This is a genomic window from Actinomyces vulturis (assembly GCF_001687305.1).
GTDB classification, from domain to species: domain Bacteria; phylum Actinomycetota; class Actinomycetes; order Actinomycetales; family Actinomycetaceae; genus Actinomyces; species Actinomyces vulturis.
This window is the reverse complement of sequence record NZ_KV700386.1, coordinates 185862-199764: the sequence shown is the minus strand read 5'-3', so window position 1 is coordinate 199764 and position 13903 is coordinate 185862. Positions and strand designations below refer to the sequence as shown.

Sequence of the window (13903 nt, the reverse complement as noted above, 5' to 3'; positions counted from 1 at the left end):
TTGTCTTAAACAAACTCCTCAAGAGGAGTTCTCGTTACTCCTTAGAGCAATGCTCCATCAGAAACGTCAGTAGAATATCCAGGATCTTCAAGGCGAACCGATCCAACGATCTTCACGCCCTTGCCGAAGGTCCAGTCACCATCAACGGTGAGTTTGGTGGCGCGACGTAGTGACGGAGGACCATAGGGGAAACGTTTTTCAAACTCGTGGATAGTCTTGTAGTAGCGACTATCGAGGCTGATCACGCAGGCCTGATCGCCGCGCTGGACGAGTGCGCCCATGTCATCGAGTTCGTACACGTCGGAGCGCACCAGGAGAAGATCGTTGGTGGTCTTAACGGGTAGGAAACGCGAGCGGGGAACCTCAATGGCAGTAGCACCTTCGAAAGCCTCGACTGCTGCCCCCATAGCGGTTTCCATCTGAATAACCGGGGTGGATGAGGAGTCAGCAGGATCGACGGTCTTAGCGTTTTTAATAAGTGGCAGGCCGAGGATGCCGTTGCGTTCCTTGAGGGTGTCACGCAGAACAATGAGATCGAACCAGAGATTGTTTGTGTGGAAGAAGGGGTGACGGAACTGGTCGGTGAAGTAGTGCATCTGATCCTTGGGAGTCTGGGCGGTGTCACGCAGGATGACACGTCCATCACTCTTGCGGATAGCCAGGTGACCACCCTTGACATCTGCAGGGGTGCGGCGGCACATTTCAGGGGCATAAGGGGCGCCCGATTGAGCAAACCAGCCAGCGATTTGTGCACTGGGGGTGGCTCCGAGGTTGTCGGAGTTGGAGGTCATGGCGTAGCGATAGCCCTTGTCGATAAGTGCATCAAGAACGCCGGAGGCGACGAGTGCGGTGTAGATGTCACCGTGTCCGGGCGGGCACCATTCGAGTTCGGGATCCGCTTCCCATTCAACAGGGGTGAGATCGTCGGCGCGGAGTTTGGGCTCACGGTTCTGAAGGAAATCCAGGGGAAGTCCATCCACTTCGATGCCGGGATGTTTGGAGAGTGCTTCGAGGGTATCTTCACGGGTGCGGAAGGAGTCCATGAAGATCAGGGGCAGGGTCACGCCGTAATGTTCGCGAGCTTTCTGTACCTGATTGACAATGAGGTCGAGGAAGGACTTGCCATCACGCACGGGCAGGAGGGACTTGGCCTTGTCCATCCCCATGGAGGTTCCCAGACCACCGTTGAGTTTGATGAGCACAGTTTTGCTAAGTGCTTCGCGTGCTTCATCATCGGTGATTTCAACGGTTTCCAGAGAATCGATTTCTGTAAGAGGTTCGATGGTTTCCTCTGGAATGAGGCCGGTTGCTCCGGTCTCAACGGCCTTGTAGTAATGGGTGAACACATCGATGGCTGCTTGCGCCACCCCGCCTTCACGCATCTTGTCTTGTGCTGCTAGCAATCCGGCTTCGCTCATGATTCCACTGTACTGGATTGTGTTCGATTGTGTCGCGTCACATGGCAGTTTATGTGCGGAAAAGTTGGCTTTTCGACGTCGAACACCCACATTTTAGGACCTGTCTCCTACCAGCCCTGTATCCACCGGCCGAGCCAAGCGCTATCAAGCAGGCAGCCTCCACTCCCCCGCATCGAGGATGGACCATCCCATTGAGCGATACCAAGCCTGCACCGTGGTGCTGACGTGAATCGAATGCCAATCACTAGAACCTAGCGGTTGAGGACTTCTCCGAGGAAAGCACCCGTATGCGAGCCAGTCGCCTTGGCACGCTTCACCAAGTCTTCTGGAGTACCTTCATCAACCACGGTGCCACCACCGCTGCCACCTTCAGGCCCCATATCAATAATCCAGTCGGCACTAGCGATTACATCAAGGTTATGTTCAATGACCACCACTGAGTTGCCCTTGTCCACCAGGCCCTGAAGCACAGCAAGAAGTTTACGAATATCTTCAAAGTGCAGGCCGGTAGTGGGTTCATCGAGCACGTAGATGGTGCGGCCAGTGGAACGACGCTGCAGTTCAGTAGCAAGTTTGACGCGCTGAGCTTCGCCTCCAGACAGGGTGGTGGCGCTTTGTCCTAGTCGCACGTAGCCCAAACCCACATCTACCAAAGTGCCCAGGTGACGGGCGATGATCGGGGTGGCACTAAAAAATTCGCTGGCTTCATGGATAGTCATATCCAAAACCTCAGCTACCGTCTTGCCCTTGAACCGAATTTCAAGGGTTTCGCGGTTGTAGCGTGCACCGTGGCAAACCTCGCAGGGCACGTACACATCAGGCAGGAAGTTCATTTCGATCTTCAGTGTGCCGTCACCTTTACAGGCTTCACAGCGACCGCCCTTAACGTTGAAGGAAAAGCGTCCGGGGCCATAGCCACGAACCTTGCTCTCAGGAACCGAGGCGAAGATCTTACGAATGTGGTCCCACACGCCGGTGTACGTAGCAGGGTTCGAGCGCGGGGTACGTCCGATAGGTGATTGATCCACATGGACCACCTTGTCCAGATGCTCTAAGCCTTTAACGCTCTTGTGACGCCCAGCTACGCTACGTGCCCCATTCAACTTATTGGCAAGTACCTGGTAAAGAATCGTGTTAATGAGGGTGGACTTACCCGATCCAGATACACCGGTGACGGCAACAAAACAGCCAAGGGGAACACTGACGTCAATGTTGCGCAGGTTATTTTCACGGGCGCCCACCACGGTCAGTTGACGCTTCTTATCGATGGGGCGACGCTGCGCTGGAAGTTCAATGCGGCGTCGGCCAGCAAGGTAGTCACCGGTGACGGAGCGCTCTGCCTCAAGCAAGCCGGGGACGGGGCCGGAGTAGACCACTTCGCCGCCCAGTTCGCCGGCACCGGGACCGATGTCCACAATCCAGTCGGCGTGACGAATGGTGTCCTCGTCGTGTTCCACCACGATGAGGGTGTTACCCAGGGAACGCAGGCGCGTGAGGGTCTCAATGAGCCGAGCATTGTCACGCTGGTGCAGCCCGATGCTGGGCTCGTCGAGCACATAGAGCACACCGACTAGACCGGAACCGATCTGTGTGGCCAGGCGAATACGCTGGGCTTCGCCACCAGAGAGTGTTCCTGCTGCTCGAGACATGGTCAGGTAGGTCAGGCCTACGTCCACGAGGAAACCGAGACGGGCGTTGATTTCGTTGAGTACGGAACCAGCAATCTTTGCGGCTTGGCCTTCAAGATGGAGGTTGGCCAGGAAGTCGCGAGCATCCTCAATGGGCATATCACAAACTTCAGCGATGGACTTATCCCCCACACGCACGGCGAGCACCTCGGGCTTGAGGCGGGCTCCCCCACAGGCGGGGCAGGGCACTTCGCGCATGTAACCCTTGTAGCGTTCACGGCTGAGGTCCGATTCCGTTTCATCATGCTTACGCATGACGTAATCAAGCACGCCTTCAAAGCCGGAGTGGTAGGTGCGCTCGCGGCCCCAACGGTTGCGATACTTCACCTTGACCTTGTAATCCTTGCCGCGCAGAATCGCTTCCTTGGCGCGTTCGGGCAAGGCTTTCCATGGGGTATCCAGGTCAAAAACGAGTTCGACGGCGAGTGCGGAGAGTTGGCGCAGGAAGTAGTCAGAGTGGATGGTCCAGGGAACCACGGCTCCTTCGTTGAGGGTCAGATCCTCGTCGGGCACCACGAGTTCGGGGTCCACTTCGAGTCGTGAGCCCAAGCCTGTACATTCAGGGCAGGCGCCGTAAGGAGCGTTGAAGGAGAAGGTGCGGGGCTCCATCTCGTCGAGTGCAAGAGGGTGCTCATTCGGGCAGGCGCGCTTTTCGCTGAAGCGGCGTTCGCGCTTGGGGTCTTTTTCGTCTCGGTCAACGAAGTCGGCGATGATAATGCCGCCGCTGACGTCCAGGCCGGTTTCCACCGAGTCAGTCAGGCGCTGGCGGGTCGATTCCTTGACGCTCATGCGGTCAACCACCACGTCAATGGTGTGTTTGCGTGTCTTGGCAAGGGTGGGAACATCGTCGAGTTTGTACATCTCGCCGTCCACGCGCACGCGCATGAAGCCACGGCTTCGCAGGTCTTCGAACACGTCAAGGTGTTCCCCCTTGCGGCCTTTGACCACGGGGGCGATCACGGCGAAACGAGTGCCTTCGTCTTCGGCCATGATTTGGTCGACGATTTGCTGTGGGGTCTGGGAAGAAATGACCTCATCACAGGTGGGACAATGCTGGATGCCAGCACGTGAGTAGAGCAGACGAAGGTAATCGTAGACCTCGGTAATGGTGCCCACCGTGGAGCGGGGGTTACGCGAGGTGGATTTTTGATCAATGGAGACGGCGGGGCTCAAGCCCTCGATAAAGTCCACATCGGGTTTATCCATCTGCCCCAGAAACTGACGGGCGTAGGCGGACAGAGACTCCACATAGCGGCGCTGTCCTTCGGCGAAGATGGTGTCAAAGGCGAGTGATGATTTTCCCGAACCACTCAGTCCGGTGAACACGATCATGGAATCCCTGGGCAGATCCAGGTTGACTCCTTGGAGGTTATGTTCACGCGCACCACGGATAATCAGAGAATCATTCACGTCTGCCAGTCTAAACTGACGCCCATGCGCCTTGCTTTGCCTCGTTGGCTCGATCCATTCGTACTTGGGATTCTTTTCTTCCTCGTCATAGGGTTGACTATTCCCCTACCTGACGCGGTTCTTCACGCTTTGAGTGTGGCAAAGTGGTGGGGCATTGTCATTCTTTTCTTCCTGTATGGTGCCAGGCTTCACACCAAAGAAGTTCTCTCTGGGCTCACAAATTGGAAACTCCAGGGCGCCATCGTATTAGCAACCTTCGTGGTATTTCCTCTCCTCGGCAAAGGCATCACGCTAGTTGCCGAGCCATTGATGGGTGCTGCGCTCACCATGGGCATGATGTTTGTGTGTCTTTTGCCCTCTACAGTGCAGTCCTCGGTGACGTTCACGTCCGTAGCCAAAGGCAATATTGCCGGCGCAGTGTGTGCGGCAACAGCATCAACTCTGCTGGGTATGTTCGTTACTCCCCTGCTGGCCTTTATGGTGCTAGGAACCCACGGATCAACCGGTGCGGCGGGGTTCCTTGGCGTCATTAAGCAGATCCTTATTCCTTTCATTATCGGGCACCTGTGTGAGCGGTGGATTGGTCAGCGGGTTCGAAGGCATAAGTTGATGCTCAAATGGTGGGACCAGAGCGTCATTTGGCTTGTGGTCCTCACGGCAATGGCTGAATCCGTGCGTGAGAACGTATGGTCCGGTGTGGACGCAACAAGCCTGCTCGTGATGATGATGGTGTGCCTCATCATCCTGCTCGTCATGCTAGCAATCACCTGGTATTCCGGTTCAGTCTTGAAGCTTCCCTATGGGGACCGAGTGGCGTTACTGATGTGCGGATCAAAGAAGTCTTTAGCCACAGGTCTGCCTTTAGCCGGTGCGATCTTTACTCCTGCTGTGGCTGCGGGCGTAGCCGTGCCGTTGATTGTGTTCCACGCGTTGCAGTTAGTGGCCTGTGGCCTCATCGCCTCTTCTCTTGCCCGAAGCCACGCTGCATAAGTTTTCGGAAACACTGTTTTCGCCTGAGAACATCACGTTATTCTTCATCGCATGGACGAGCATCCCCAGTTGTCAGATCAGCAACGTCCTCAGTTCCTCGGACTGGCGTTGTCACCGATTGACCGGACTGATCGACATCGCGTGGCCCAGTTCTTCGCTCTGTTTGCAGTGTATATCGTCAGCATGGTGATCACGCAGTTGCTATCCGCCTGGTTATTCCCTGCCACACCTCTAATGCGTCCTGCGGAGTCATACCCAGACGGGCTGATTCAGGTTGTTCTTGCATGCCTCCTTGCCATTTTGTGCGTGAGTGGCTTAGCACTGGTGATACGTTTTATTGGACAGCGCCCCGGTTTGCTTCTCGGCGGTCCAGGACGTGTGCGTGAGTTCGCTCTTGGGCTCCTCGCCGGAAGCGTGCTGGTCTCGTTATGTTTCGGTGTGCTGGCTCTTATCGGCGTCTACCACGTCGACAGCGTGGGATGGTCGCCAGTCATGCTGACAGGGTTAGCGGTTGGAATTGCTCCGGGATTCAGCGAAGAATTCCTCATGCGCGCCACAGGAATGCGTCTGCTTGATGGATTAATGGGTTCTGTTCCTGCGTTGATTCTTACGTCAGCGATCTTCGGCGGCCTGCACATCACAAACTCCGGTGCCACCATTTGGGGCGTAATCGCCATTGCCTTGGAGGCAGGCGTGTTATTCGGATTGTTATTCATCATCACGCGGCGGCTATGGATGTGTGCAGGTGTCCACACTGCGTGGAATGCACTTCAACTAGGGCTCTTCGGCGGGGATGTATCAGGAACAGGGACATCAGGCGGATTCTTCACCTCCCACATGAGCGGACCCGAGATTCTCTCGGGTGGTTCGATGGGCATGGAAGGCTCGATTGTCACGGTGCTTATCTTGTGTGCTGTCAGCGCAGTTCTTGCCTGGAAAGCCCATCAACTCGGTCGTTTTACTCGGCGTCAAACGCGCTCAGAACGCAAACTCATTCACGGCAAGGTTTCTATGGTTCAGGCACCTGCGCAGGAGGTAACTCCACATGCTGCCGATACCAATCACAGTCACTAGGCTTCACGATGCACTGTTAGCCGAGAACCGTTACTGTCCGCAGCACGTCTCAAGAGAGATGACAATGAACTGTTCACTAAGGACGGTTCCTATCCGCGAACTGTGGTTACGAGGAGTCCTTAGCGGCGAGACTTGCGTGACGGTAGTTCAACAACAGCACCGAATCGCCCCGCAGCCTCAACAGCAGCACAAACAATCGTTCCCATGATGGCAATAACCATCCAGGTATGAGCATCGGGCCATTCAAGGGCAAAGAAATGACGGACCGGTTCAATGAACACGGCAAGCACGGCGCTCGCAGCCATGACAGTTACCAACGCGATGCGCCACAGTTCCCAGGGGCGAGCCGTCATAGACAGCAGCCACAGGCCTCCAGCCACCAACACCAGCGTGGAACCGGTTGCCACCTGAAGATCGGGGGTATGGGTCCACACCAGCCACGTACGAGTCACAAGCACACCAATGCCGACCACCAGGCCGCATGGTACGGCTAAACGAAGAACACGCTCAAGGAACCCAGAACGGTAGCGCTGCGACGTGGGGGCAAGCGCCATGATGAACGCAGGGATACCGATCGTCAGTGAACCCACAATCGTTAATTGACGTGGCAAGAAAGGGTACCCAATTCCCAACATTGCCACCACGAGTGCAATGAGTGCGGCGTAGGTGGTTTTGGCGAGGAAGAGTGAGGCGACGCGTTCCATATTGGCCATAACGCGGCGTCCTTGGGCAACCACACTGGGCAGTGAAGAGAACTGACCGTCGAGAAGAACGAGTCGCGCGACAGCCTTGGTGGCGGGAGCGGCGTTACCCATAGCAATACCGAGGTCAGCATCTTTGAGAGCGAGAGCATCATTGACGCCGTCACCCGTCATGGCCACCACATGGCCTCGGGACTGGAGTGCGGAGACGAAGTCACGCTTTTGCTCAGGAGTGACGCGACCAAAGACGCGGCCATCTTCCAGTGCCTGAGCCAGACCGCGGGGATTATCTGCCAAGTGTGGAAGTGTGCGGGCATCAATACCCTCCACAGGGCCACCATCAGGTGCGCTCACGCCAACACTGGCAGCGATCGCAGCCACAGTGGTGGGGTTGTCACCACTGATAATGCGGACTTGCACACCTTGATCTTTGAAGTAGGCCAACGTCTGTGCTGCATCGGGGCGAACTTTTTCACCGAGGGTGACCAAAGCGGCTGGGGTGAGGGGCGATGGGAGTGAGGGTTCGGCGTCGGAGGCATTGATAGTGGCTGGTGAATGAGCCAGGGCCACCACACGCACTCCCCCGCACGCAATCTCGTTCACGATAGCGAGAGTGTGCTCGCCGCCCTCAGCCTGGGCAAGAACAATCTCAGGAGCGCCAAGCACCCAGGTGCCATGTGATTGCGGAGCATTCGTGCGGATGGCGCTCCACTTGCGGGCCGAGGAGAAGGGAACAAAATCTACAACATCAAGTGCGGTAATGGACTCTCCCAGGCCAGAGTCAATAGCAGTGGCGGTGGCGTTCGCTTCGCCTACTCGTGCAAGGGCGAGGAGAGCAGCGTTGACGGTGTCCTGGGTGTAGTCCCCGCAGGGTTTGACGTCATGAAGGCCTATGGCGCCGGTGGTGAGCGTGCCGGTTTTATCCAGGCAGAGACTGTCCACGCGGGCGAGGACTTCTACGGCAGGGAGTTCCTGAACCAGGACGTTCTTACGGGCCAATGATATCGATGCGGCCGCGAAGTTCACGCTGGTGAGCAGAACTAGGCCCTGCGGGACCATGCCCACCACGCCAGCAACGGCGAGGACTACCGCAGGTTTCCAAGCACCATCATCCCAAGAGGTCACTACTCCCCCGGCTACTCGCAGTTGAGACCAGACCAGAAGGATCGTCATCGGTACGATAACCCAACTGATCCAGCGTAAGACCTTGTTCGTACCTTCTTGCAGTTCGCTACGGACCACAGAATATTTCTTGGCTTGGGCAGCCAAGCGCCGTGCGTAGGCATGAGCACCCACGGCAGTAACTTCCATTAATGCGCTGCCTGCGGTGACGGTAGTTCCACTCATCACCATCTCGCCACGACGTTTACGAACTGTGTCCGATTCGCCGGTGAGAATGGATTCGTCGATTTCCACGCCGGAGGATTCGTGGACCACACCATCAGCAGGGATTTGCTGACCGGCACTGATTTTCATCAAGTCACCGAGCACCAGTTTTTCTGCCTCAATGGTGGCTACTTCTCCGCCGCGGATCACGGTAGCTGTAGGGGCAGCAAGTACGCTGAGTTTATCCAGTGCGCGCTTAGCACGGATTTCGGCAATAGTGCCGGTGGCCGTGTTGATAAGCAGAACAAATCCGAACACGGCGTCTTGCCAGTGGCCAACGGCCAGAACAATAACAACAGCGCCAGCAAGGATGGCGTTAAAGATCGTGAAGATATTCGCTCTCAGGATCTGTGCAGCCGAACGTGAAGAGCGTTCTTTGTAGGCGTTGGTGTAACCGTCGTGGGTGAGTTCTGCGACCCGCGCCTGAGTGAGGCCGCCGGCGTCCACAAGTCCGTCGGTTGGTTCCACAGGCACGGGTGTACTCACGTGTACTCCTTGTTGGTGTGCGGTCACATCATCGATATGGCCTGAACATGGGTAGTCGGCTCGTGACTAATTAGGCCTTGGTGACCTGATCCTGTCCACGGGTTGCTAGGAGTGAGGTTACCGCGGTAAGCACAAGGGTGACCACAATAACGCCCAGGGACAGCATGGTTGATGGCTCGGGAATAGCGGTGATGGGGTGACCACCGTTGATGAAAGGGATTTCATTGTGGTGCAGCGCGTGGTTGATGAGTTTCAGACCAATGAATCCCAGAATGATGGCCAGACCGTAGTTGAGGTAAATGAGACGTTCAAGTAGACCATCGATAAGGAAGAAGAGTTGACGAAGACCGAGCAATGCGAAGGCATTGGCTGCAAATACTAAATAAGGCTCTTGGGTCAGGCCAAAGATCGCCGGGATGGAGTCGAAAGCAAACATGATGTCTGCGCTGCCCAGGGCGATGATGGCAATGAAGAGAGGAGTGACGTAGGTGCGGTGGTTAACGCGGTGAAAGAGTTTGTCACCCACAAATCCATCGGTAGTGGGCAGAACCTTGCGAATGATTCGCGTAAATTGGTTTTCTTCGTATTCGTCGTCTTCCTCAGATCCGCCGGATTCTTTGGCTTGGCTATAGGCGGTCCACAGGAGAAATGCTCCGAAGAAGTAGAAAACCCAACTGAAGTGTTCGATAAGAGCGGCGCCAAGCAGAATGAAAATAAGTCGGAGAATAAGTGCTGTGGCAATACCGAAAAGCAGGGCTTTTTGCTGGTACTCGCGCGGGACGCGGAAGGCTCCCAGGATGATGATGAAGACGAAGAGATTATCGACGCTCAGGGACCATTCGGTAAGCCAACCTGCGTAGTACTGGGCGGCGTAATGGCTGCCATAAATTGCCCACACCATGACGCCAAAGGAGGCGGCTAAGAAAATATAGAAACCAGACCAGATTGCTGCTTCTTTGAGACTGGGAGCGTGGGATTTACGGGTGTGGCCAACGAAGTCAATAGTGATGAGGGTCAGGACGATGGCAGCCAGGCCAATCCATCCGAGAGTATGGACGTGCAATGAATGCTCCTCCGGTACGGGGTTGGTACCGGAGGTCTCTTCCCGCCACTGTTTCTCGCGAGTGTTCTCCGACGCCGTAGCGTGAGTCGTCGCAGTGTGGCCGGTGACGCCGGGCGCTGGTTTACGTCTGCTTACCAGAGGCCGTGATGACGACGTCACTGTTGGTGGGAGTACTCCCCTCCGTGTGGACGGTTCATTCTAAGGGGTAGTTCCGCGTCCTCAGTGCACTGAAAGGTTCTTTGCAAGTGACATCACATAGTGCTGTGGTGCTTGCGGTCAACAGGGATGGTGGCCGTAGTGGTGATTAATGCAGTAACGACGAGGAAGATTCCTATTTCCTATAAGGAGCGGTTGAGTGTAAGACACATTGCTTATCAAGCCCGCAATTGCATAACCGATCAGCAAAAACCAAAGTTCACGGCATAATCACAACTCGATAAGCGACCTACATACTCACGTTGGGTAGGTGTTTGAAGAACTGGCCCCAAAAGACTCCGATTGGCGCTGTCATCACTGAGCCGCAGGTACGTGTTGGAAGAACTGTCCCACAAAAGACTCCCGATAATTCCAGTCCTATTCCTCCGATGCCGCCAGCAAGACACCAAATAAGCGGGTCGGCGCTATAGGCAAAAGCAAACAGTGGCACTGTTGCCAAAGACATCAATCCCACAGAACCTGCTAACAGGTAACGAACAGTAGGCAAACGCAACGATATGAGTAAGCCGAGGATGTATCCCGCAGCGGAACTTGCCGATACTAAAGACCATGTCCCTGGAGCAGTGAGATGAATGACTGCGCCAGGAGCAAGGATGGAAGCAACCGCCCCTTCCACGGTAAGAATGATTGCCTAATATCCGATAAGAGTCACCATCACACGATTAGCACGAATAACAGCACCAAGACTACGAATGTCAGAGAGCAACGAGGCCTCTGGCGTAGCGTGATTGTCAATGTGAACGCCTCCTAATGCGATAGCGGTTAGGGCCATCACCACTGCGGATAATCCGATAACCGTGGCATCAGATGTCACCAACGCTAGCGTTACTGCTAGTGGAGTTCCCATACCAGAAACGAAGTGACGGAAAGTCCGCACTAAGGCATTGGCTCGCATGTTGTTAGCCTCATCAACCAGTGCTGGCAAGAGTGCGTAGAGACTTGGAGTGCCTGCAGCATGAGCAATACCTGTGATGAGAACAAGGACCTGAAGTGACCAGCCTAGACCGTACAGGGCAACAGTGATTGCGCTGAAAAGATAAATAACACTCCTGACAATTTGGCTTATCGGCGCAATAGTCACAGCGCTGTATCGGTCTGCAAATACTCCACCGAGTGATGATCATAGGAAGACTACAAGCAGCAAAAGTAAGACCAAGCCCGATGAGATTGTCATTAGTGACACCATTGATAGTGACGGAGAGAAGAAAGAAGATTGTGGCAAGGGCTTGGAAACCTTGACTGATGGCCACGGCCCACACCGATCCTGGCAAATGCTCAACTGATATGGCTCGTTACCATAGGAAAGATGAAATCATGCTGGAGCGTATTCTCCGGTGGATAAGGAAACAGGAGTCAGTGTCTCGCTGATACCCTACTGGACTTCACGCATCACACGTAATTCTTTTTTTAAGTCCTTAACTTCATCACGCAAACGGGCAGCTAACTCGAACTGGAGATCCTCCGCAGCCTGATGCATCTGGGCGGTCAGTTCCTCAATCAGTTGCACCAATTCACCCTCAGCGGCACCAGCCAACTTCTCACGTACGCTGCTTTCCGCGTTCTTCTTCCGTTTGAGGCGAGCAGAGGAATCTTCATGACCGCGGTATCCCCCGGCCAAAAGTTCTTCCGTGTCCACGTCCTCACGGGCCAGCATGTCTGTTACGTCCGCGATCTTCTTACGCAAAGGCTGCGGATCAATGCCGTGCTCGGTGTTATAGGCGATCTGCTTAGTACGGCGGCGCTCAGTCTCCTCAATAGCTTGAGCCATTGCTGGAGTGACGCGGTCAGCATACATGTGCACTTCACCAGAAACATTACGAGCCGCGCGGCCGATTGTCTGAATGAGAGAAGTGGATGAGCGCAGGAAGCCCTCTTTATCGGCGTCGAGAATGGCTACCAAACTCACTTCAGGTAAATCCAAGCCTTCACGAAGCAAGTTAATGCCCACCAACACATCAAATTGCCCTAAGCGCAATTCACGGAGCAATTCCACACGGCGAAGCGTGTCCACGTCAGAGTGCAGATACTCCACGCGAATACCTCGCTCTGCTAGGTAGGTAGTGAGGTCTTCAGCCATACGTTTAGTCAAGGTGGTTACTAACACGCGTTCGCCACGATCAACGCGTTGACGCACTTCGCCAAGAAGGTCGTCAATCTGCCCCTCGGTAGGTTTAACTACCACTTTGGGATCTACCAGGCCGGTGGGACGAATAATCTGTTCCACCACTCCATCACTGCGTTCTAACTCGTATTTGCCTGGTGTAGCGGACAGGTACACGGTCTGCCCGATACGGTTTTCAAATTCAGAGAACTTCAACGGCCGATTATCGAGTGCGGAAGGAAGACGGAAACCGTGATCAACCAAAGTGCGCTTCCGTGAGGCATCACCCTCATGCATGGCACCAATCTGAGGTACGGTCACATGTGACTCATCGATGACGAGAAGGAAATCATCAGGGAAGTAATCGAGAAGCGTATTCGGCGGAGTCCCAGGCTCACGACCATCAATATGGAGTGAGTAGTTCTCGATACCCGAACACATACCAATTTGTTGAAGCATCTCCAAGTCATAGGTGGTGCGCATCTTCAAACGCTGGGCTTCCAGCAACTTGTTACTGCGCTCCAGCTCAGTTAGGCGCGCAGCTAACTCCTGTTCGATACCTTCAATCGCTCGTTTCATGCGCTCAGGACCGGCCACATAATGCGATGCCGGGAAGATAAAGACCTGTTCCACCTGCTCAATGACGTCACCGGTGACGGGATGAAGCGTAGCCAGTGATTCAATTTCATCACCGAACATTTCTACACGCAGGGCCAGTTCCTCATAGACGGGAATAATGTCCACAGTGTCACCGCGAACTCGGAAAGTGCCACGGGTGAAGTCCATGTCATTGCGGGTGTACTGCATGTCAACGAACATACGTAGCATGGCGTCACGGTCAATTTCTTGGCCCACTTCCAGACTGACCATACGCTCAACGTATTCCTGGGGCGTACCCAAGCCGTAGATGCAGGAAACCGATGCAACCACCACCACATCACGGCGGGTAAGAAGCGAGTTAGTGGCGCTATGACGCAAACGCTCCACTTCATCGTTAATGGATGAGTCTTTCTCGATGAAAGTATCGGTCTGAGGGACGTAGGCCTCAGGCTGGTAGTAGTCGTAGTAGGAGACGAAATACTCCACTGCGTTATTTGGCAGCAGTTCGCGGAACTCTGCAGCCATCTGAGCGGCAAGCGTCTTATTGGGCTCGAGAATGAGGGTAGGGCGCTGGACTTGTTCAATGAGCCACGCAGTAGTGGCAGATTTACCGGTACCAGTAGCGCCAAGAAGAACAACGTCCTTCTCTCCTGCCTTGATACGTTCAGCGAGTTCAGCAATGGCCTGAGGCTGGTCACCGCTTGGCGTGTAGGGAGAAATAACCTCGAAAGGCTTGGTGCTTCTCGGAATGACTCGCTCAGAACTCATAC

Annotated in this window: 9 protein-coding genes; 2 read left to right on the top strand and 7 right to left on the bottom strand. The window is 54.9% G+C overall.

Annotated features, from left to right (window positions below):
* Nucleotides 1-41: 41 nt before the first annotated feature.
* Both A9753_RS04145 and uvrA read right to left on the bottom strand, forming a co-directional pair.
* Nucleotides 42-1418, bottom strand: a complete 1377-nt coding sequence (locus A9753_RS04145; protein WP_067780767.1) for a UTP--glucose-1-phosphate uridylyltransferase — start codon at nt 1416-1418, stop codon at nt 42-44.
* Nucleotides 1419-1669: 251 nt separating this feature from the next.
* Nucleotides 1670-4516 carry an excinuclease ABC subunit UvrA gene (gene uvrA / locus A9753_RS04140; protein WP_067780764.1) on the bottom strand — a complete coding sequence of 949 codons (2847 nt, stop codon included), beginning with the start codon at nt 4514-4516 and terminating at the stop codon, nt 1670-1672.
* On the opposite strand from uvrA, the gene A9753_RS04135 reads away from it, so the two are divergent.
* Together A9753_RS04135 and A9753_RS04130 are read left to right on the top strand one after the other, a co-directional pair.
* Nucleotides 4478-5506 (top strand): bile acid:sodium symporter family protein, encoded by a 1029-nt coding sequence (locus tag A9753_RS04135; protein WP_083090293.1) that lies wholly within the window; start codon nt 4478-4480, stop codon nt 5504-5506. The two genes, uvrA and A9753_RS04135, sit on opposite strands and share 39 nt — an antisense overlap.
* A 51-nt stretch (nt 5507-5557) precedes the next feature.
* Complete coding sequence (locus A9753_RS04130; protein ID WP_083090292.1) at nt 5558-6580, top strand: CPBP family intramembrane glutamic endopeptidase; 1023 nt, start codon at nt 5558-5560, stop codon at nt 6578-6580.
* A gap of 119 nt (nt 6581-6699) precedes the next feature.
* On the opposite strand, the gene A9753_RS04125 is transcribed toward A9753_RS04130, so the two are convergent.
* The 5 genes from A9753_RS04125 to uvrB all read right to left on the bottom strand — a co-directional run bounded on the left by A9753_RS04125 (nt 6700) and on the right by uvrB (nt 13901).
* Nucleotides 6700-9153, bottom strand: a complete 2454-nt coding sequence (locus tag A9753_RS04125; protein ID WP_245637359.1) for an HAD-IC family P-type ATPase — start codon at nt 9151-9153, stop codon at nt 6700-6702.
* Between the two features lie 70 nt (nt 9154-9223).
* A complete protein-coding gene (locus tag A9753_RS04120; RefSeq protein WP_067780757.1) occupies nt 9224-10216 on the bottom strand; it encodes a TerC family protein in 993 nt (330 codons plus the stop codon).
* A gap of 445 nt (nt 10217-10661) precedes the next feature.
* Nucleotides 10662-11048, bottom strand: a complete 387-nt coding sequence (locus tag A9753_RS09610) for a hypothetical protein (protein ID WP_141673298.1) — start codon at nt 11046-11048, stop codon at nt 10662-10664.
* 15 nt (nt 11049-11063) lie between these two features.
* Nucleotides 11064-11513: an MFS transporter gene (locus A9753_RS04115; RefSeq protein WP_067780755.1), complete on the bottom strand. Its 450-nt coding sequence runs from the start codon at nt 11511-11513 to the stop codon at nt 11064-11066.
* Between the two features lie 291 nt (nt 11514-11804).
* On the bottom strand, nt 11805-13901 hold the full coding sequence (gene uvrB, locus A9753_RS04110) for an excinuclease ABC subunit UvrB (RefSeq protein ID WP_067781120.1): 2097 nt from the start codon (nt 13899-13901) through the stop codon (nt 11805-11807).
* Nucleotides 13902-13903 lie beyond the last annotated feature (2 nt).